Origin of the sequence: Microbacterium esteraromaticum (assembly GCF_014084045.1) — a bacterium.
In the GTDB taxonomy this organism is placed as follows: Bacteria; Actinomycetota; Actinomycetes; order Actinomycetales; family Microbacteriaceae; genus Microbacterium; species Microbacterium esteraromaticum_D.
In genome coordinates this window covers 656,422-675,500 of sequence record NZ_CP043732.1, presented here as the reverse complement: position 1 = coordinate 675,500, position 19,079 = coordinate 656,422, and the positions used below count along the sequence as shown (strand labels likewise).

Here is a 19,079-nt window from a genome sequence, read left to right as displayed (position 1 = left end):
ATCAGCGCGTACCCCAGTTGTAGAAGTCCTTGTGCAGACCGGCGTAGATGAGGCACTCGGTGTGCTCGACGCCCGGGATGGCGCGCACGCGGGTGGCGACGAGCTCGAGAAGATCCTCGTCGCTCTCGCAGACCGCCTCGGCGAGCACATCGAAGGTGCCGAGGGTCACGACGAGGTAGGCGATCTCGTCGAACTCCTTCACCGCCTCGGCGACCTCACGCGGGTCGCCGGAGGTGCGGATGCCGATCATCGCCATCCGTGAGAAGCCCATCTGGCGCGGGTCGGTGACGGCGACGATCTGGATGACCCCGGCGTCGGTGAGCCGCTGCACGCGCTGGCGCACGGCTGCCTCGCTGAGCCCGACGGCGCGTCCGATGTCGGCGTACGGGCGCCGGCCGTCCCGTTGCAGCATCTCGATGATCTGCTTCGAGACATCGTCCAGCGCGGGGGTCTTCGCCTTGTCGCTCATGTGCTGATCCTGGCATGCTGATACGGCTTTCGCAACCGTATTCGTAGAAGATCAGCGAGAAAACTTCTGAATCCGCAGGAACCCTGGTTAGATGGCCGCATGGCAACGACGCTGCAGAACCACATCGGCGGATCCCGGCGGGACGCCCACGGCACCGGCACCCTCGACCTCATCGACCCGGCGACCGAAGAGGTGTACGGGCGCATCCCATTGTCCGACCAGCACGACCTCGACGCGGCATACGCGGCCGCAGCCGCCGCATTCCCCATCTGGCGCGACAAGACGCCCGCCGAGCGGCAGCTCGCGCTGTTCCGGATCGCGGATGCCATGGCATCCCGCGCCGAGGAGTTCGCAGACCTGGAATCGAGGGACACCGGCAAGCCCCGCGCGACACTCGTCGTCGATGAGATCGAGCAGTCGATCGACCAGCTGCGCTTCTTCGCTGGGGCCGCCCGCAGCCTCGAAGGGCGCGCCGCCGGCGAGTACGCCGCCGGGCACACCTCGTACGTGCGCCGTGAGCCGATCGGCGTGATTGGCCAGGTCACCCCGTGGAACTACCCGCTCAACATGGCGGTCTGGAAGATCGCGCCCGCGCTCGCCGCGGGCAACACCGTCGTGCTCAAGCCCGCCGAGTCGACCCCGCTCTCGACGCTGCTGCTCGCCGAGATCGTCGCCGAGCACACCCCTGCCGGCACGCTGAACGTCGTGCTCGGCGCCCGCGACACCGGGGCAGCCCTCGTCGCCCACCCCGTGCCGCAGATGGTCGCCATCACGGGGTCGGTGCGCGCGGGCATGGCGGTCGCGTCGTCTGCGGCTGACGACCTCAAGCGCGTGCACCTCGAGCTCGGCGGCAAGGCGCCTGCGATCGTCTTCGACGACGCGTCTCTCGACAAGGCCGTGGAGGCCATCGTCACCGCGGCGTTCTTCAACGCCGGGCAGGACTGCACCGCCGCGACCCGCGTGATCGCGCATTCGTCGGTGCACGACAGGCTCGTGAGCGCCCTGGTCGAGCGCACCAAGACGCACGCGCGCACCGGCGGACCGCACGAGGAGGGCGTGCTGTACGGACCGCTCTCCAGCGCCGCGCAGCTGGCTCAGGTGCAGGGCTTCGTCGATCGACTTCCCTCGCACGCGAAGATCGAGACCGGCGGGAAGCGCCAGGGCGAGAAGGGATACTTCTTCGAGCCGACCATCGTCTCGGGCATGCGGCAGGACGACGAGGCCGTGCAGAACGAGGTCTTCGGTCCCGTGCTCACCGTGCAGTCGTTCGAGACCGACGACGATGCGCTCGAGATGGCCAACGGCGTGCGCTACGCGCTGGCCGCGTCGGTCTTCACCCGCGACCACGTCCGCGCGATGCGCTTCACTCGCGACCTCGACTTCGGCTGCGTGTGGGTCAACACCCACATCCCGTTCGTGTCGGACATGCCGCACGGCGGGTTCAAGCACTCGGGGTACGGCAAGGACCTCTCGCAGTACGGCTTCGACGACTACACGCGCATCAAGCACGTGATGACCGCGCTCGACTGATCCGTCTGCTGTCGTCCTCGCCCCTGTTGGCCGTCGTCGCCCCTGCTCAGCTGCGTGAATGAGCAGGGGCGGCGGCGCTGAACAGGGGCGAGGGTGACAGGGTCAGTCAGTCCAGGCGCTTCACGTGCCGCAGCTCGTGCAGCACGAGGCCAGGGCGCTCGTCGACCTTGCGGGCGCCGTCGGATGCCCAGCCGTGGCGTTCGTAGAACCCGGCGGCGCGCTCGTTGCCCTCGAGCACCCAGAGGTAGGCGATCTCGTGGCCGTCTGAGCGCAGGACATCCTCCACAGCGGTGATCAGCGCGTGGCCGACGCCGGTCGACCAGGCATCCGGATGCGCGTAGATGCCCCAGAGCTCACCCGACCCGGGCGCCTCGGCATCCCTCGCGGCGCCGAAGCTCGCCCAGCCGGCGACCGCGCCGTCGCGCTCGGCGACGATCGTCTGGGAGGGGCGGTCGGGTTCGGCGAGGATCCGCGCCCATCCGGCCTCGCGGTCGTCGATCGAGAGGTCGTCGAGCACGGCCTGCGGCATCAGTCCGCGGTATGCCTGCTGCCATGCGCGAACGTGCACGACGGCGATTGCGCCGGCATCGTCTGAGGTCGCAGGGCGGATGTCCATGGCTGCTCCTTCTCGGTGGCGTCGCTGCGGGTGGCGGCGGCGCGCGCTCGCTCGCGATCGGATGGTTCCGATCCGTCCGATTCTGCCGTGTCCGAGAGCTGAGGAGAGTCAGATGTCGCGGCGTGGACCGTCCGAGGGATGCACGGTGAAGACGTGCGGGGCGGCGAAGCCGGCATCCGCGAAGGCGCGCGCCACGGCATCCGACACCTTCTCGACATCGTCATGGGCGACCAGGGCGATCGCGGCGCCGCCGAAGCCGCCGCCCGTCATGCGGGCGCCGATGGCGCCCTGCGCGAGGGCCGTCTCGACCGCCAGGTCGAGCTCGGCGACCGAGATCTCGAAGTCGTCGCGCATCGAGGCGTGCGAGGCGACCAGCAGGTCTCCGATCATGCGCGGCCCGTGCTCGGCGAGCGTGCGGACGGTGTCGAGCACCCGCTGATTCTCGGTGATCACGTGCCGGACACGGCGCAACGTCACGTCGTCCATCAGCTCTGCCGCGCGCGGCAGGTCGGCCTCGCTCGCGTCGCGGAGCGACCGGATCCCCAGCAGCGCCGCCCCGCGCTCGCAGGCCTCGCGGCGCTCGCGGTAGCCGCCGGTGGAGTGCGAGTGCGTCACCTGCGTGTCGATCACGAGCACCTCGAGTCCCTCGCCGGTGAACCCGGTCGGCACCGACTCAGTCGCGAGCGAGCGGCAGTCGATGAAGGTCGCGGCGTCGGGACGGCCGAGCATCGACGCCATCTGGTCCATGATCCCGGTGGGAGCTCCGACCGCCTCGTTCTCGGCTCGGCGACCGACCTGGGCGAGGGCCACCGGGTCGAGGCCGAGCCGCCAGAGGTCGTTCAGGGCGGATGCCACAGCGCCTTCGATCGCGGCCGACGACGAGAGCCCGGCACCGACCGGCACATCGGACGCGATGGCGATGTCGACGCCGCGGGCCGGGGCGTCTCCCGCGGCCGCCAGGAGGGCCCAGGCGACTCCGAGCACGTACGCCGACCACTCGGGCACGGCCGGCTCCGCGCCGGGGGCGGTCGGGAACAGGGCGTCGAGGTCGGTCAGCGCGACCTCCACCCGCTCGTCCGCGAAGGTCGACGCGACCCGGATGCGGTCGTCGTCGCGCACTCGCGCGGCGGCGAAGGTGCGGTGCGGGATCGCGAACGGAAGCACGAATCCCTCGTTGTAGTCGGTGTGCTCGCCGATCAGGTTCACCCGGCCAGGGGCCGACCACACGCCTTCGGGCTCGCGTCCGGTCAGCTCGGCGAACAGGGCGCGGGCTGCATCGAGAGCGCTCATGCGGTGGCCTCGGGGACGGACGCGATCGCGTCGCGCAACCGCGACGCGGCGACCTCGGGGAGGATCTCGGCCGTCCAGCCGCCCATCGCCGCCTCGGATCCGGCGAGGAACTTCAGCTTCTCCTCGGCGCGCCGAGGGCTCGTCAGCTCCAGGCGCAGACGCACGGTGTCGCGACCGGCATGCACAGGGGCCTGGTGCCACGCGGCGATGTACGGCGTGGGGGTCGAGTACAGCGCATCCACCCCGCGCAGCAGTCGCAGGTACAGCGGCGCGAGCTCGTCGCGCTCGTCGGCGGTCAGCGCGGCGAAGTCGGGTGCATGCCGGTGCGGCATGAGCTGCACCTCGAGCGGCCATCGGGCGGCGAACGGCACGAAGGCCGTCCAGTGCTCGCCCTGAAGCACGACGCGGTCGGATGCGCGCTCGGATTCGAGCACGCGTGCCATCAGGTCGGGCACGGTGCGGTCGATGCTCTCGAGCAGCCTCTGCGTGCGCGGGGTGATGTACGGGTAGGAGTAGATCTGCCCGTGCGGGTGGGGGAGGGTGACGCCGATCGCCTCGCCGCGGTTCTCGAACGGGAACACCTGCTGGATGCCAGGCAGGGCCGACAGGGCGGCCGTGCGGTCGGCCCAGGCCTCGATGACGGTGCGGGCGCGGGTGGGGGTCTGGGTGCCGAACGATCCCTCATGGTCGGGGCTGAAGCAGACGACCTCGCAGCGGCCGACGCTCGTGCGGGAGCGGCCGATGCCGAGCTCAGCGAGGTCGTCGAGTCCGCGGGTGGGGTTCCTGGCCGCGGGCGCGCCGCCGATCGCCTCGGCGAGCGCGGGGCCGAAGGCGGGAGAGCGGTTCTCGAACACGGCGACGTCGTAGAGCGACGGCACCTCGGACGGGTTGGCCGGGCTCTGCGGTGCCAGCGGGTCGGCGTCGGCGCCCGGCATCATGACCCGGTTCTGGCGCGTGGTGGCGAACGTGATCCAGTCGCCGGTGAGGATGTCCTGCCGCATCGTCGCCGTCTCGGGCCGCTCATCGAGCACGCGCCCGTCGACCGCCCGTTCGGGGCCGAGGGCGGTGCCGGGATCGTCGTAGTAGAACAGCTCACGGCCGTCGGCCAGGCGCGTCTCGCGCTTGATGACGCCCGCACCGAGCTCGGTGGTTCGCAACTCAGGGGATTCGGCCGTGTTCACGTAAACACGGTAGCGCGCGAACCGTGATAACGTCAACATTCCGTAGAGGTGACCGAAAAACCAGGAGATCGGATGCCCAAGTCGAGGCGCGTGTCGATGTCGATGGTCGCCGAGCGCGCCGGGGTGTCGGGCCAGACCGTATCGCGCGTCGCGAACGACAGTCCCAAGGTCGACCCCGAGACCCGCGCCCGCGTCGAGAGGGCGATGGCCGAGCTCGGCTATCGTCCGAACCGCGCCGCCCGCGCGCTGCGCACCGGCCGCAGTCAGACCCTTGGTCTCGTCGCGCAGACGCTCGCGACGGTCGGCAACTCCCGCATGCTGCAGGCCGTCGCCGAGTCGGCTGCATCCCGCGGCTACGCGCTGACCGTCCTCACCCTCGGCACCGGCGCCGACATCGTCGACGCCTTCGATCGACTGCGCGATCAGGGCGTCGACGGCGCCATCGTGCTGAACGAGGCCACCGCCCTGGCTCGCGACGCGGCATCGGCGGGACTGAGGCTCGTGGTCATCGACTCCCCGCCAGACGAGCGCTTCACCGTGGTCGGCACCGATCACGCCGCCGGGGCCCGCTCGGCGACGGAGCGGCTGCTGGCTGCCGGCCATCGCACGGTGCACCACGTCGCAGGCCCCGCCGGCTCGTTCGCCGCCGCCGAGCGCGAGCGCGGCTGGCGTCAGGCGCTCGCCGCCGCAGGCATCGAGGCGCCCGTCGTCGCACGGGGCGACTGGAGCGGTGCATCCGGATTCGAACTCGTCAGGCGGATGCCCGCGGCCGACGTCACCGCGATCTTCGCCGCCAACGACCAGATGGCGCTCGGGGCGCTGCGCGCCCTCGCGGAGTCTGGCCGCCGCGTGCCTGACGATGTCGCGGTGATCGGGTTCGACGACATCGCCGACGCGGCCCAGTTCCAGCCGCCGCTGACCACTGTGCGACAGGACTTCGACGCTCTCGGCGAGCAGGCCGTCGGTCGACTGGTGGCGTGGATCGAGGGCGAGCGGCCAACCGACCTGCTGCTGGCACCGACGCTCATCGCCCGCACCAGCGCCTGACGCCGACCCGGTTCCAGATGGTCGTGCCGACCGACCGGATCGGGCACCCGGGTAGGCTGAGCGCGTGAGCCCCGACCGCAGATTCCCCCGTGCCGTGTTCGGCCGGGGCGACGAGCCGGATGTGCGGTTCTCGCTTGCCAACGAGCGGACTTTCCTGGCCTGGACGCGCACGGCGCTCGCTCTGATGGCGGGCGGCGTGGCGCTGGAGGCGCTGGCCCTCGACCTGTACGCACCGCTGCGTCTGGCCGCATCGCTCGTGCTGATCATCACCGGGATCGTGCTGCCGGTGATCGCCTGGTTCGAATGGGCGCGCGTGGAGCAGCGGATGCGCGAGGGGCGTCCGCTGCCGCATCCGCCCACCGGGATGGTGCTGGCGGTCGCCGTCGTCGCCGCCGGCGTGCTGGTGCTGCTCGCGATCCTGCGATGAGCCACCCCGAGCGAGGGACCGGCCCGTTCGACCCCGGGCTGCAGCTGGAGCGCACGTCGCTGTCGTGGCGCCGCACCGCGCTGTCGGTCGCGGTCGGCTCTCTGGTGTCGCTGCGGCTGCTGCCCGACTGGCTGGGCGGCGCCGGATGGGTGATCCCCGGGATGGTCGGGCTGCTGCTCGCCGCCGTGCTCTGGGCCGTGTCGAGGCGGCGTCACCACACGTTCATGCTCCGATGGTCCCTCGGCCACGAGCCGCGCGTCGGCGGGGCGCTGGCGCTGATGCTGATCGCCGCCGGCGTGGCATCCGCAGGTCTGCTCGGGCTGATCGCGGTGCTCTCCGCGCAGCCGGGATGAGTGATCCGTCGACGAGGCTCTGACCGCGCGCGGTCAGAGCGCGACGGTGCGGAATCCCGCGTTGCCCATCGATGAGTCGGGCGTGTTCTGCGAGCGGGCCGAGTTGCGGTAGCGGTTGCAGTACGAGATGTGGCACAGATAGCTGCCGCCGCGCAGGACGCGTGCCTGTCCGCCGGCCGGCCCTGCGGGCGCCTCGGCGGGCGAATCCCGGTAGTAGTGCGGGTCGAACCAGTCGGAGGTCCACTCCCAGACGTTGCCGACCATCTGCCAGAGGCCATAGCCGTTCGGCTCGAATGTGCGCACGGGCGCCGTCGTCAGCCAGCCGTCGTCGAGCGTGTTGGCACGGGGGAAGTCGCCCTGCCAGATGTTGGCACGCCATCCGCCCGCGTCGACCTCGTCGTCTCCCCAGGGGTACTTCCTGCGGTCCAGTCCGCCGCGGGCGGCGTACTCCCATTCGGCCTCCGTGGGCAGACGGCGCCCCGCCCACTCGCAGTACGCCTGTGCGTCGTTCCAGCTGACGTGCACGACGGGGTGGTCGTCCTGACCGTCGATGCCCGACCGCCGTCCACCCGGATGCCGCCAGTCGGCGCCCTTGACGCCGAGCCACCACGGGGTCCCCGGCGGGCGACCCATGACGTCGGCGTCGTCGGCGGCGAGGGCGAGGTGGAAGACGGCCGAGAAGCCGAAGAGCTCCGCCTCGGTCTGGTAGCCGGTCGCGTCGACGAAGCGGGCGAAGGCGTCGTTGGTGACGCTCGTCGCGTCGATCGAGAAGGCCTCGAGCGTCACGGGATGCTGCGGAAGCTCGCCGTCACCGGGATTCCGGTCGCCGGACGAGTCACCCATCACGAAGGTGCCCGCGGGTACGAGCACCTGCTCGACCGCGTGCTGTGCCGCACCCGCGGGTGCTGTCGCTCCGGGGCGCAGCGGGATCGAGCCGAACGTGCTGCGTGATGGAGTTCCGCACCCGCATGAGCAGTCCGCGTCCACGGTGATCCTTTCCCGGCGCCGCCGCGGCGCTCTGCTCCGAGCCTATCCGGCGGGCTCCAGCATCACCTTGATCGCACGGCGCTCGTCCATCGCGCGGTACCCCTCCGCGGCCCGGTCGAAGGGGATCGTCTCGTCGAACACCGCGCCGGGGTCGATCTCGTCGTTCATGATCGAGTCGATGAGGTCGGGCAGGAAGCGCCGCACCGGTGCGGGTCCGCCGTGCAGGTGGACGCCAGAGTAGAACAGCTCGCGGCCGTCGAGGCTCACGTCGTGCGACACCCCGACGAAGCCGACGTGGCCGCCGGCGCGAGTCGAGCGGATCGCCTGCTCCATCGCCTCCTGCGTGCCGACCGCCTCGATGGTGGAGTGCGCGCCGTACCCGCCGGTCATCTCCCTGATCGCCGCGACGCCGGCATCCCCTCGCTCCTCGACGATGTCGGTCGCGCCGAACCGGCGGGCGAGCGCCTGCCGGTCGGCGTGCCGTGACATCGCGATGATCCGCTCGGCACCCAGTCGCGACGCGGCGAGTACGCCGAGCAGGCCGACGGCCCCGTCGCCCACCACCGCCACCGTCTTGCCGGGCCCCGCCTCGGCGGCGACGGCCGCGAACCAGCCTGTGCCCAGCACGTCGGACGCGGCGAGAAGGCTGCGCCGTCGCTCGGGGGTGATCTCGCCGGCGACCTTCACGAGCGTGCCGTCGGCCCACGGGATCCGCGCGTACTCCGCCTGCGTGCCGATCGACCCCATGCCGACGACGTGGATGCATCGCGACTGATACCCGGCCAGGCAGATCTCGCAGGTGTTGTCGGATGCCATGAACGAGCCGACCACGAAGTCGCCGACCTCGATGTCGCGCACCTCGGCGCCGATCTGCTCGACCACGCCGATGTACTCGTGTCCCATTCGCACGGGTCGCTTCAGCGGCGAGATGCCGCGATACGGCCACAGATCGGAGCCGCAGATGCAGGCCGCGTCGACGCGGATGATCGCGTCCGTCGGCTCGACGAGCTGAGGGAAGGGGACCTCTTCCACCCGGACGTCGCCGGGCGAGTGCATGATGACTGCGCGCATGGCTCTACTCCATCACGGAGTCCGCGGGATGCGCGAGCGCGATCTGTCAGCGCGCCGGGTCTCGTGCGGGAGGTGTCGTCTCGAGCGGGGAGGCCGGATCGAAGACCGTGCTGCCGCCGTCCGGCCAGGTGATCAGGTCGCCGAGCACAGTGGGCGGATGCCCGGCGGCGGCGGGTTCGCCCAGCTGGATCCCGAACACATGCCACTCCCCGGCTGAGGGCGCGACCGTGATCCACGGCACCGCGGTGCGGCCCTCGAGCGGTGTCACGTCGTCCTGTTCGCGCACTCCGGAGCTCAGGGAGGCCGTGCCACCGAGTGCGACCACCCGCGAGGCCAGTCGGGCGCTCGTCGCCCATGCCTCCCCCGTCGCCGTCGCATCCGGCGCGGTGAGCGCCCAGCCGCCGATCCGCAGCACGTCGGTCGGCTCGAGCCCCTCGCCGTGCACCCTCACGAAGCGCACCTCCCAGGCGCCGCGCACGACCGACACGGTGTCCACCTCGGGCCCGAGCAGGGTGCGGCCCTCGTAGTCGCTCACGCCGTGGTCGGGGACGAACGAGAAGTCGACAGGCCAGTGCGCGCGAGACCGCGACGAGCCGGTGATCGTGGACTCATCCAGGGCGAGCACCGGCCCTGCGATGAAACCGGAACGGTGGCTGGGAAGCGCCTCGCGCAGCAGCGCGACCGTGCCGTCGAGGGGAGCGCTGACCGACGCCGCGTCGAGGGTCGGTGCGGTCGCGGTCGAGTATCCGAACTTGGCGTACACGGCCGCATCGGGTTGCGTCGTGCCCTCGACGCGGTGATCGGTGCCGTGATTCACGATCCGCACCACGCCATCGGCGGTTCCGGCCGCCAGCCAGCCCGGTGCGCTGATCGCCCGGGTGAAGGGCCCGCGGTCGATCGGAAGCGGTTGCTCCGGCGCCGTCCAGGCGGCGTGATCGGGGGGAAGGGCGATGCCGAGCATGCCTTTCGACGCCCAGTAGGGCGAACCGAGACCCGAGTAGTTCTGCGCGATTCGCCGCCACTCGCCATGCCATCCGAGAGTGAGGATCCCGTCGGCATCCGGAGCTCCGCGATCAACGAAGTGCCGCACCTGCCCGCTCGCCGCGCGCCGCAGCAGACCCGGGTCGTGCCGGGAGGTGCCGTGGAAGGCCGCTGCCCACGCGGGGGCGGCGGTGGCGAAGCGGTAGGTGAGGCTGCGGCCCTGGATCAGCGGCCCGCCGTCTGCGCCGATCAGGTGCAGCGCGTCATCGAGGTAGTCGTCGAGCCGCCTGCGGTAGCGCGCGACGCGCTCTGCGTACTGCGGGTCGCCCTCGACGAGCTGCGCCCAGATCATCGGGTAGAACGGCAGCGCCCAGCCGCAGTAGTGGTCGAAGTTGCGGCCGACTCCGTCGACGCTCCACCCACCGGGCAGGTCGAACGAGTCGAGCAGGGCGAAGTCGTCGGCGCGGTCCTCGAGCGAGAACGGGCCGCCGACGCTCTCGAGGAGGTGCGACACGATGATCCGGAACCACACCCAGTTGTTCGGCCAGTAGTGCGCGCCGATCGAGGTGGAGAGATAGTCGATGGTCTGCTCGCGAGCGCGCTCGTCCAGTCGTGCCCAGACCGTGTCGCGGGTGAGATGAAGGCCGACGGCGAGCGCCGCCGCCTCGACCTTCGCCTGAGGGTGCTCGTCGAGACGCGTCCACCGCTCGGGATGGTGCCGGTCGACGCCTGAGGCGATGCCCCGCGCGTATCGCTCGGCGAGCGGCTGAGTGCCCTCTGGTTCTCCGGCGATGCGGAATGCGGCGAGCATGAACGTGCGGGTGAAGCCCTCGAGGTGGTCGATGTCGCGGCCGAGTCCCCCCGGCGTGCCCGGATAGCGGATCAGCGACTGCGAGGGGCTCGCGTGCCTGGCTGCGCCGTCGAGTATCGCGTCGGCCACGGCGATCCAGTGATCGCGGGTCCAGCCGGTGTAGGGGGAGAGCGTGCGGTCGTCGTCGGGCAGCGTGATCATGCGCTGATCACGAGCTCTGCCTCGGAGACCGGATGCCCGGCCGGTGCGCCTGCGATGTATGCCGCCAGCTCGTCGAGGGCTGCATCGGCGAGGCGACGGCCCTCGGTTCCGAGCGACCCTGCGAGGTGCGGGGTGATCGCGACGTTGGGCAGCCGACGCAGTTCGGAGTCGGCGGGCAACGGCTCGGGCTCGGTGACATCGAGAAGGGCGTCGAGCCGGCCGGTGCGGCACTCTGCGAGCAGGGCGTCGTGGTCGAGCAGCGCGCCGCGGGCCGTGTTGATCACGGTGGCGCCGTCGGGCAGGGCGGCGAGCTGCGCGTCGGCGATCATGTGCCTGGTCGCGGGGAGCGAGGGGGCATGAAGCGAGAGCACGTCGACCTGCGGGAGCATCTCGTCGAGCGGCAGCAGCGTCCCGCCGGCCGCGGCCACGGCATCCGCGTCGGCGAACGGGTCGGAGACGAGGCAGCGGATGCCGTCGAACGGCCGCAGCAGCTCGACCACGCGGCGGCCGATCCGCGAGAAGCCGACGATGCCCACGGTGCGGTCGACGTTGCCGATCCGCCGTGCGGTCCAGGCGTTCCAGCCCGCGTCGTGCGGTGCCTGCAGGTGCGTGAAGGTGCGCTTGCCCGAGAGCAGGATGGCGCCGAGGGTGAACTCGGCCACCGGAACGGCGTTGGCGTCGGCTGCGGAGGTCAGCCGGATGTCGCGGGCCCAGAACTCGTTCGAGACGAGCCACTGCACGCTGCCCGCCGCGTGCAGCACGGCGCGCAGACGGGGCATCCGCGCCAGCCGGGCCGCATCCAGGCGGGGAGCGCCCCATGAGGTGACGAGCACTTCGGTGTCGGCGAGCAGCGGGTCGACGGACGGGTCGTCGAGGTCGGTGATCAGCATCCGTCCCGCCGTATCCGCCATCTCGGCGAGGCGCGCCTGACGCGTCTCGTCGAAGAGCAGGGCGAAGGCGTCGGCGTCCATCACGGCGTGGGCGCGGGGGCGTGCGGCGGTCATGAGAACGAGGGTAGTGCCGTGGAGGAATAGTTGACCGGAAGCAATGGTTGAGAAATATCAACTAATCATGTATCGTTGACGAAGATCAACCATCTTCCAGGAGCGTTTCCCCTTTGACTTCCACCCCATCCGCATCCGCCGAGGCAGTCCGTTCACCCCGAGAGGTCTTCACCGCCATCTCGGGGCTCATCGTCGGCATGTTCGTCGCCGTCCTCTCAGGCACGGTCGTCTCGACCTCCCTTCCCGTCATCGTCGCCGACCTCGGCGGAACCCAGGCGCAGTACACCTGGGTGATCACCGCCAGCCTGCTCGCGACCGCCGTGTCGACCCCGATCTGGGGCAAGCTCGCCGACCTGCTCGACCGCAAGGTGCTCGTGCAGCTCTCGCTCGTGCTGTTCACCGCGGGCACCGTGGCAGCCGGGTTCGCCCACGACATCGACATGCTCATCGCCATGCGCGTGGTGCAGGGGCTGGGCGTCGGCGGTCTGATGTCGCTGGTCATGGTCGCCGTCGCGCTGATCATCTCGCCACGCGAGCGCGGCAAGTACATGGGCGTCGTCGGCGGCATCATGGCTCTCGCCACGATCGGCGGGCCGCTGCTGGGCGGGTTCATCACCGACGTCTGGGGCTGGCGCGCGAACTTCTTCGTCGGCGTCCCCTTTGCCGTGCTCGCGCTCGTGCTGCTGCAGGTGACCCTGCATCTGCCCAGGCCGCAGACCGTGAAGGTGTCGATCGACTACCTCGGCATCGTCCTGCTCGCGGTGGGCGTCTCGGCGCTGCTGATCTGGGTCTCGCTGGGCGGTCAGCAGTTCGACTGGGACTCGGGCACGAGCTACGCGCTCGGCATCGGCTCCGCCGTGGTGCTGATCGCCTTCGTGGTGGTCGAGCTGCTGGTCAAGGAGCCGATCATCCCGCTCACCCTGTTCCTGAACCGCACCTTCACCCTCTCGGTGATCGCGTCGATCGCGATCGGCGTCTCCATGTTCGCCACCTCGGTGTTCCTGGCGCAGTACTTCCAGCTCGCCAGGGGTGCCACGCCGACCGAGTCCGGCCTGATGACCATCCCGATGATCGTCGGCCAGATGGGCGCGTCGATCATCATCGGCCAGCTGGTCAGCCGGTTCGGCAAGTGGAAGGGCTGGATGATGCTGGGCTCCGTGCTCACCGTCGCCGGCGTCAGCCTGATGTCGACGCTGCGCTACGACACCCCTTTCGTGCTGGTCGCGACGTACATGTTCGTGCTGGGCGCGGGGCTGGGCATGGTCATGCAGAACCTCACGCTGATCGTGCAGAACGACACCCCGCCGCAGCAGCTCGGCGCCGCGTCGTCGGGGGTCAACTTCTTCCGCACGATCGCCGGAACCATCGGCGTGACGATCATGGGCTCGATCCTCGCGACCAACGTGAGCGAGTACATCAAGAGCGGATTCGCGGGCTTCACCCCGGCCTCGGCCGATGAGGTCGAGGCGCTCAAGGCGCTCGGCTCGGGCAACGTGCCGAAGATCGCCGACCTGCCGGGCGCGATCCGCACCGTCGTCGAGTCGGCGTACGGACACGGCATCGCCGACGCCTTCATCATCGCCATCCCGCTCGCGGTGATCGGCGTGATCGCCATCGCGTTCATCCGCAACAAGCCGCTGTCGACCATGAACTCCGCAGAGCAGCTGCGCGAGCAGGCGGAGGAGTCGGCGATCGAGGTCGCCGGTGCCGAGGTCGGTGCGACCACGGGCAGCGTGCGGGTCGTGCGTTGAGATGACCGCGCAGCAGGCGGTCGATGCCCTGGGCGTCGATGATGCCCAGGGCGTCGACGATGCGCTGGCCGACTTCCAGGGTCACCTGAACCTCATCTTCGCCCGCGCGAGGACGCTCTGGAAGGAGTCCGCGGCCCGCGTGCATCCCGAGCTGCAGCCGTCGGGCTACAAGCTGCTGGCGTACGTCGCCCGCACGGGCGATGCGAATGCGCACCAGCTGGCCGAGCTGTTCGGCATCGACAAGTCGATGGTGAGCAGGCAGATCCGGATGCTCGAGGACTTCGGCCTCGTCGAGTCGCGCCCCGACGAGCGCGACGGGCGGCTGCGCGTGCTCACGGCAACATCCGAGGCGCAGCGCACGCTGGCGACGCTGCGCGCCGAGAACGCCGGACGCATGCGCGCGGTGCTCGCCGAGCTGACGCCCGACGAGGTCAGGGCGGCATCGAAGGCGTTCCGGCTGCTCGCCGAGATCTGACGCGCGGTCGTCCGCTCGTCCCTAGGGTGCGCTTGCCCGGGGCGTCCGCCTGAGATCCGGAACTTCGCCTGAGATCCGGAGGCCTGCACGGCGTTCGTCCGGGTTTCGGTCGGGCGTGCGGATTTGGGATGCCTGCGTCCCGGGGCCCGCGCTGTGCCTGCAGCCTTGCGTTGCGCCGGGGACTTCGCGCTGTGCCGGGGCCTCGCCTGAGATCCGGAACTTCGCCTGAGATCCGGACGTCTGCTCGGCGTTCGTCCGGCTTTCGGTCGGGCGTGCGGATCTGGGATGCTTGCGCCCCGGGCCCCGTGCTGTGCCCCTGGTCGCCTGAGATCCGGAACTTCGCCTGAGATCCGGACGTCTGCACGGCGTTCGTCCGGGTTTCGGTCGGGCGTGTGGAACTCGGAAGCCTGTGCCCCGGGGCCCGCGCTGTGCCTGGGGCCCGCGCTGTGCTCTGGGGCCCGCGCTGTGCCTGCAGCCCCGCGCTGCGTTGGGGACTTCGCGCGGTGCCGGGACCTCGCCTCAGATCCGGAACTTCGCCTGAGATCCGGAGGTCTGCACGGCGTTCGTCCGGGTTTCGGTCGGGAGTGCGGAACTCGGATGCCTGCGTCCCGGGGCCCGCGCTGTGTACCGGCGCCTGAGATCCGGAACCTCGCCTGAGATCCGGACGTCTGTCCGGCGTTCGTCCGGGTTTCGGTCGGGCGTGCGGAACTTGGATGCCTAGAGGTACGGCCCCGCCTGCGCGGCGCCCCGCCGTTAGGCTGGCGTGATGAGCGATGCACCGCCCGTGAGCGACGACGCCCTCGACGGCGACGCGCTCGATGAGGCCGTGCACCGCGTCGAGCGGGAGCTGGGGCGGCTGTTCGCGCGCATCAGGGTCGGGTGGCGTGAAGCTGCGGCGACCGTGCATCCGGATCTGCAGCCCCTCGGGTACCAGGTGCTCGCGGCGATTGTCAGCGGGCACGTGACCACGGCGGGCGAGCTGATCGAGCGGCTGCAGACCGACAAGTCCGCGGTGAGTCGGCAGGTGCGCCAGCTAACCGAGCTCGGCCTGGTCGACAGCATCCGGGACCCCGATGACCGCCGCGCGCGGCGCCTGGTCGCCACCGAGCTCGCGACCGAGCGCGTGACCGCCGCGCGGGCCGCGTACGAGGGGCGGCTCGCCGAGCGGCTGCGCCGCTGGTCGGCCGAGGACCTCGACCGCGTCGCCGATCTGCTCGACGAGCTGGGGCGCTGACGCGGTCGGTGTCACCGCGGTGACTGACTGAACCGCTGTCTCTGGTCGCCCCAGTCGGGAGCTGTCATCGACCGGGAAGCGCCGTCGGAGAGCGTCGAGCTGCCCCGTGAGCAGGACAGCGTGCTCTGCTGCAGCGCTCGCGACAAGCGCTGATCTGCGTCTCCCCAGCGGCTCTGCCCCTTCGTCGGAGGACGGAGGGGCAGAGCCGTCTCCTTCGTCATCCGGGGTTGCGGCGTTCGCATCCGCGTGCGATGCTGGGATTGGGAAAGCGCTTACCCGCGGCATTCGCAGCACCGCGTACCCGTTCCGACCGACTGACAGACAGGACCACCATGACCGACGTGCGTGAGATCGGCATCATCATGAACGGCGTCTCCGGACGCATGGGCTACCGGCAGCACCTGGTGCGCTCGATCCTCGCGATCCGCGACCAGGGCGGCATCGAGCTCTCCGATGGCTCGAAGGTGACGGTCAAGCCGATCCTCGTCGGCCGCAGCGAGGAGAAGCTCGCCGAGCTCGCAGCGAAGCACGGCATCGACGACTACACCACTGACCTCGACGCGGCGCTCGCCGACCCGAAGTGGGAGATCTACGCCGACTTCCTCGTCACCAAGGCGCGCGCCACCGCGATCCGCAAGGCCATCGCCGCAGGCAAGGCCATCTACACCGAGAAGCCCACCGCAGAGTCGCTCGAAGAGGCGCTCGAGCTCGCGCACCTCGCGAAGAGCGCCGGAGTCAAGACGGGCGTGGTGCACGACAAGCTCTATCTGCCCGGTCTGCAGAAGCTGAAGCGCCTGATCGACTCCGGCTTCTTCGGACGCATCCTCTCGGTGCGCGGCGAGTTCGGCTACTGGGTGTTTGAGGGCGACTGGCAGCCGGCGCAGCGCCCCAGCTGGAACTACCGCACCGAAGACGGCGGCGGCATCATCAGCGATATGTTCCCGCACTGGAACTACGTGCTCGAGAACCTCTTCGGCGAGGTGAAGAGCGTGTACGCGCAGGCCGCCGTGCACATCGCCGACCGCTGGGATGAGAAGGGCGAGCACTACACCGCCACCGCCGAAGACGCGGCATACGGCATCTTCGAGCTCTCCGGCGGCGTCATCGCCGAGATCAACTCGTCGTGGACGGTGCGCGTGAACCGCGACGAGCTCGTCGAGTTCCAGGTCGACGGCACGCACGGCTCAGCCGTGGTCGGCCTGTTCGGATGCAAGATCCAGCCTCGGAACGCTACGCCCAAGCCGGTCTGGAACCCCGACCTCGAAGACACGCACGACTACGACGCCGACTGGCAGAAGGTGCCCACGAACGACGTCTTCCTCAACGGCTTCCGCCAGCAGTGGGAGGAGTACCTCGAGTCGTACGTGCTCGGCACCGACTACGCATTCGACCTGCTCGCCGGCGCGCGCGGCGTGCAGTTCGCCGAGGCGGGCCTGACCTCCAGCGCCGAGGGCCGCAAGGTCGCGATCGAGCCGCTGAGCATCTGATGACCGCGCTTCGCCTGCTCTCGGCATCCGGAGATCTCTCCGACGTCGCGCTCAACGACTCGGGCGCGTATGCGCGCCCGACGTCGCCGCTGCGCTCCCGCGTCGCCTACGCGGCCGCGCACGTCGTGCCGAAGCCGCACGCCGACAACACCCCCGGCCGGCCGGCCGACATCGACTGGGACGCGACGCTCGCTTTCCGCCGCAACGTCTACTCGTGGGGGCTGGGGGTGGCGGATGCCATGGACACTGCCCAGCGCAACATGGGCCTCGATGCGGCGGCGACGCGAGAGCTGATCGCGCGCAGCGCCGAGGTCGCGCGCGAGGAGGGCGGATCGGTCGTCGTCGGCGTCAACACCGACCACATCGCCGAGACCCACATCTCGCTCGACCAGGTCGTCGACGCGTACGTGTCGCAGCTCGAGTTCGCCGAAGAGCAGGGTGCCGCGCCGGTGCTCATGGCGTCCCGCCACCTCGCCCGCGCCGCCGCCTCGCCCGACGACTACCGCCGCGTCTACCGCGCGGTGCTGTCGAAGGCGACCACCCCGGTCGTGCTGCACTGGCTCGGCACCGCGTTCGACCCCGAGCTCAAGGGCTACTTCACTTCGACTTCGCTCAGTACAAGCGGCGCGGACGACTGGCAGACGGCATCCGAGGTGCTGCTCGACATCATCGCCGAGGACCCGTCGAAGATCGCCGGGGTCAAGATGAGCCTGCTGAACGCAGAGAGCGAGATCTCGGTGCGCGAGCGCCTTCAGTCCGATGAATCGACGCAGGGCGTGCGCATGTTCACCGGCGACGACTTCAACTACGTCTCGCTGATCGACGATTCCGAGCGCGGGCACTCCGACGCGCTGCTCGGCGCGTTCGCCGCCATCACGCCGGTCGCGTCCGCCGCGATCCAGGCGCTCGACGCCGGAGATCCCGAGGCGTACCGGCGCATCCTCGGCCCGACCGAGGAGCTCAGCAGGCAGGTGTTCGCCGCACCCACGTTCTACTACAAGACGGGCGTGGCCTTCCTCGCATGGCTGAACGGCCACCAGCCGGCCTTCCAGATGGTCGGCGGCCTGCACTCCGCGCGCAGTCTGCCGCACCTCTCGCGCATCGTGGAGCTGGCGAACTCGTCGCTCGCCCTCGAGAACCCCGAACTCGCACGGGAGCGCTGGCACGGCATGCTCCGGGTGAACGGATTCGAGCTGTGAGCGCCGCGGACTCCGCACAGATGTCGGCGCAGCGCACGGATGTCGGTCCGGATGCCGTTGTTTCCCCCGGCATCCGTGATCCGCGCCGACATGTGTCGGCGGATCCCCGCCTCTCCATCAACCAGGCGACGATCAAGCACGCCGACCTCGCCACCGCTCTGCGGGTGACGGCGGATGCCGGCATCCAGGCCATCGGACTCTGGCGCGAGCCGGTGAACGAGGTCGGGCTCGACACCGCCGCGAAGATGCTCGCCGACTCGGGACTGCGCTTCACGACCCACTGCCGCGGAGGGTTCTTCGCCCTTCCTGCCGGGCCCGAGCGCGACGCCGCCCTCGACGACAACCGTCGCGCGATCGACGAGACCGCTGCGCTCGCCGCGGCGGGCGCCGACGGCTCGACGGCCGTGCTCGTGCTCGTCGCGGGCGGCCTGCCGGAGGGATCGCGCGATCTCGATGGCGCGCGCGAGCGGGTCCGGGATGCCATCGGCACCCTCGCGCCGTATGCGCAGAGCGCCGGGGTGACCCTGGCGATCGAGCCGCTGCATCCGATGTTCGGCTCCGACCGGTGCGTCGTCTCGACGCTGGGTCAGGCGCTCGACATCGCGGCGGACTTCGCCCCCGGCGTCGTCGGTGCGGCGGTCGACACCTTCCACATCTGGTGGGACCCGCAGGTGCACGAGCAGATCGAGCGCGCCGGACGCGAAGGCCGCATCTCGACCTACCAGGTGTGCGACTGGAAGACGCCGCTCCCCGCCGACGTGCTGCTGTCGCGGCACTACATGGGCGACGGGATCATCGACTTCGCCTCGCTGACACGTGCCGTCGTCGCGACCGGATACGACCGCGACATCGAGGTCGAGATCTTCAACGCCGACATCTGGGCCGATGCGCCCGACGTCGTCGTCGCGCGCACAGCCGAGGCGTTCGCCGCGACCGTCTCGCCTCACCTCCCCGGTCGTTGAGCC

General features: G+C 70.4%; 18 protein-coding genes. 10 read left to right on the top strand and 8 right to left on the bottom strand.

All coding sequences use genetic code 11. The features are described from left to right. Nucleotide 1: 1 nt before the first annotated feature. Nucleotides 2-469 carry an Lrp/AsnC family transcriptional regulator gene (locus tag FVO59_RS03345; protein WP_182254627.1) on the bottom strand — a complete coding sequence of 156 codons (468 nt, stop codon included), beginning with the start codon at nucleotides 467-469 and terminating at the stop codon, nucleotides 2-4. 99 nt (nucleotides 470-568) lie between these two features. Between FVO59_RS03345 and FVO59_RS03340 the strand changes: the two genes are divergently transcribed. Then, nucleotides 569-1,999 carry a gamma-aminobutyraldehyde dehydrogenase gene (locus tag FVO59_RS03340; protein ID WP_182254625.1) on the top strand — a complete coding sequence of 477 codons (1,431 nt, stop codon included), beginning with the start codon at nucleotides 569-571 and terminating at the stop codon, nucleotides 1,997-1,999. Nucleotides 2,000-2,105: 106 nt separating this feature from the next. On the opposite strand, the gene FVO59_RS03335 is transcribed toward FVO59_RS03340, so the two are convergent. From FVO59_RS03335 to galT, 3 genes are all read right to left on the bottom strand, one after another. Further along, nucleotides 2,106-2,615: a GNAT family N-acetyltransferase gene (locus FVO59_RS03335; RefSeq protein ID WP_182254623.1), complete on the bottom strand. Its 510-nt coding sequence runs from the start codon at nucleotides 2,613-2,615 to the stop codon at nucleotides 2,106-2,108. A 108-nt stretch (nucleotides 2,616-2,723) separates the two neighbouring features. Further along, nucleotides 2,724-3,905 carry a galactokinase gene (gene galK, locus FVO59_RS03330; RefSeq protein WP_182254621.1) on the bottom strand — a complete coding sequence of 394 codons (1,182 nt, stop codon included), beginning with the start codon at nucleotides 3,903-3,905 and terminating at the stop codon, nucleotides 2,724-2,726. After that, nucleotides 3,902-5,086 carry a galactose-1-phosphate uridylyltransferase gene (galT, locus tag FVO59_RS03325; RefSeq protein ID WP_259363410.1) on the bottom strand — a complete coding sequence of 395 codons (1,185 nt, stop codon included), beginning with the start codon at nucleotides 5,084-5,086 and terminating at the stop codon, nucleotides 3,902-3,904. Before galT ends, galK begins: the two co-directional genes overlap by 4 nt. A 72-nt stretch (nucleotides 5,087-5,158) precedes the next feature. On the opposite strand from galT, the gene FVO59_RS03320 reads away from it, so the two are divergent. The 3 genes from FVO59_RS03320 (at nucleotide 5,159) to FVO59_RS03310 (ending at nucleotide 6,913) form a co-directional block, all read left to right on the top strand. Next, a complete protein-coding gene (locus FVO59_RS03320; protein ID WP_259363409.1) occupies nucleotides 5,159-6,133 on the top strand; it encodes a LacI family DNA-binding transcriptional regulator in 975 nt (324 codons plus the stop codon). Nucleotides 6,134-6,197: 64 nt separating this feature from the next. Continuing rightward, nucleotides 6,198-6,560: a YidH family protein gene (locus tag FVO59_RS03315; protein WP_182254617.1), complete on the top strand. Its 363-nt coding sequence runs from the start codon at nucleotides 6,198-6,200 to the stop codon at nucleotides 6,558-6,560. Then, nucleotides 6,557-6,913, top strand: coding sequence for a DUF202 domain-containing protein (locus FVO59_RS03310; RefSeq protein ID WP_182254615.1), 357 nt, complete (start codon nucleotides 6,557-6,559; stop codon nucleotides 6,911-6,913). The genes FVO59_RS03315 and FVO59_RS03310 overlap by 4 nt, the downstream gene beginning before the upstream one ends. A 33-nt stretch (nucleotides 6,914-6,946) precedes the next feature. On the opposite strand, the gene FVO59_RS03305 is transcribed toward FVO59_RS03310, so the two are convergent. The 4 genes from FVO59_RS03305 to FVO59_RS03290 are packed head-to-tail and all read right to left on the bottom strand — an operon-like array spanning nucleotide 6,947 to nucleotide 11,968. Beyond that, nucleotides 6,947-7,900, bottom strand: coding sequence for a formylglycine-generating enzyme family protein (locus FVO59_RS03305; protein ID WP_430736330.1), 954 nt, complete (start codon nucleotides 7,898-7,900; stop codon nucleotides 6,947-6,949). 42 nt (nucleotides 7,901-7,942) lie between these two features. Beyond that, complete coding sequence (locus FVO59_RS03300; RefSeq protein WP_182254613.1) at nucleotides 7,943-8,971, bottom strand: zinc-dependent alcohol dehydrogenase family protein; 1,029 nt, start codon at nucleotides 8,969-8,971, stop codon at nucleotides 7,943-7,945. A 46-nt stretch (nucleotides 8,972-9,017) separates the two neighbouring features. Next, on the bottom strand, nucleotides 9,018-10,964 hold the full coding sequence (locus FVO59_RS03295; protein WP_182254611.1) for a DUF2264 domain-containing protein: 1,947 nt from the start codon (nucleotides 10,962-10,964) through the stop codon (nucleotides 9,018-9,020). Beyond that, nucleotides 10,961-11,968 (bottom strand): hydroxyacid dehydrogenase, encoded by a 1,008-nt coding sequence (locus FVO59_RS03290; protein WP_182254609.1) that lies wholly within the window; start codon nucleotides 11,966-11,968, stop codon nucleotides 10,961-10,963. Before FVO59_RS03290 ends, FVO59_RS03295 begins: the two co-directional genes overlap by 4 nt. Before the next feature lie 113 nt (nucleotides 11,969-12,081). Between FVO59_RS03290 and FVO59_RS03285 the strand changes: the two genes are divergently transcribed. The 6 genes from FVO59_RS03285 (at nucleotide 12,082) to FVO59_RS03260 (ending at nucleotide 19,076) form a co-directional block, all read left to right on the top strand. Next, nucleotides 12,082-13,719 carry an MDR family MFS transporter gene (locus FVO59_RS03285; RefSeq protein ID WP_259363408.1) on the top strand — a complete coding sequence of 546 codons (1,638 nt, stop codon included), beginning with the start codon at nucleotides 12,082-12,084 and terminating at the stop codon, nucleotides 13,717-13,719. Between the two features lies 1 nt (nucleotide 13,720). Further along, on the top strand, nucleotides 13,721-14,194 hold the full coding sequence (locus FVO59_RS03280; protein ID WP_182254607.1) for a MarR family winged helix-turn-helix transcriptional regulator: 474 nt from the start codon (nucleotides 13,721-13,723) through the stop codon (nucleotides 14,192-14,194). Nucleotides 14,195-14,960: 766 nt separating this feature from the next. After that, a complete protein-coding gene (locus FVO59_RS03275) occupies nucleotides 14,961-15,428 on the top strand; it encodes a MarR family winged helix-turn-helix transcriptional regulator (RefSeq protein WP_182254605.1) in 468 nt (155 codons plus the stop codon). A 332-nt stretch (nucleotides 15,429-15,760) separates the two neighbouring features. Continuing rightward, nucleotides 15,761-16,915: a Gfo/Idh/MocA family protein gene (locus FVO59_RS03270; protein ID WP_182254603.1), complete on the top strand. Its 1,155-nt coding sequence runs from the start codon at nucleotides 15,761-15,763 to the stop codon at nucleotides 16,913-16,915. Further along, complete coding sequence (locus FVO59_RS03265) at nucleotides 16,915-18,114, top strand: dihydrodipicolinate synthase family protein (RefSeq protein WP_182254601.1); 1,200 nt, start codon at nucleotides 16,915-16,917, stop codon at nucleotides 18,112-18,114. The genes FVO59_RS03270 and FVO59_RS03265 overlap by 1 nt, the downstream gene beginning before the upstream one ends. A 92-nt stretch (nucleotides 18,115-18,206) precedes the next feature. Continuing rightward, nucleotides 18,207-19,076: a sugar phosphate isomerase/epimerase family protein gene (locus tag FVO59_RS03260; RefSeq protein WP_182256462.1), complete on the top strand. Its 870-nt coding sequence runs from the start codon at nucleotides 18,207-18,209 to the stop codon at nucleotides 19,074-19,076. Nucleotides 19,077-19,079 lie beyond the last annotated feature (3 nt).

Coding starts and splice junctions, on each gene's coding strand:
- FVO59_RS03320 (WP_259363409.1), top strand. CDS start 5,159: ATGCCCAAGTCGAGGCGCGTGTCGATGTCGATGGTCGCCGAGCGCGCC.
- FVO59_RS03300 (WP_182254613.1), bottom strand. CDS start 8,971: ATGCGCGCAGTCATCATGCACTCGCCCGGCGACGTCCGGGTGGAAGAG.
- FVO59_RS03265 (WP_182254601.1), top strand. CDS start 16,915: ATGACCGCGCTTCGCCTGCTCTCGGCATCCGGAGATCTCTCCGACGTC.
- FVO59_RS03290 (WP_182254609.1), bottom strand. CDS start 11,968: ATGACCGCCGCACGCCCCCGCGCCCACGCCGTGATGGACGCCGACGCC.
- FVO59_RS03335 (WP_182254623.1), bottom strand. CDS start 2,615: ATGGACATCCGCCCTGCGACCTCAGACGATGCCGGCGCAATCGCCGTC.
- FVO59_RS03295 (WP_182254611.1), bottom strand. CDS start 10,964: ATGATCACGCTGCCCGACGACGACCGCACGCTCTCCCCCTACACCGGC.
- FVO59_RS03270 (WP_182254603.1), top strand. CDS start 15,761: ATGACCGACGTGCGTGAGATCGGCATCATCATGAACGGCGTCTCCGGA.
- FVO59_RS03275 (WP_182254605.1), top strand. CDS start 14,961: ATGAGCGATGCACCGCCCGTGAGCGACGACGCCCTCGACGGCGACGCG.
- FVO59_RS03345 (WP_182254627.1), bottom strand. CDS start 469: ATGAGCGACAAGGCGAAGACCCCCGCGCTGGACGATGTCTCGAAGCAG.
- FVO59_RS03310 (WP_182254615.1), top strand. CDS start 6,557: ATGAGCCACCCCGAGCGAGGGACCGGCCCGTTCGACCCCGGGCTGCAG.
- galK (WP_182254621.1), bottom strand. CDS start 3,905: ATGAGCGCTCTCGATGCAGCCCGCGCCCTGTTCGCCGAGCTGACCGGA.
- FVO59_RS03340 (WP_182254625.1), top strand. CDS start 569: ATGGCAACGACGCTGCAGAACCACATCGGCGGATCCCGGCGGGACGCC.
- FVO59_RS03280 (WP_182254607.1), top strand. CDS start 13,721: ATGACCGCGCAGCAGGCGGTCGATGCCCTGGGCGTCGATGATGCCCAG.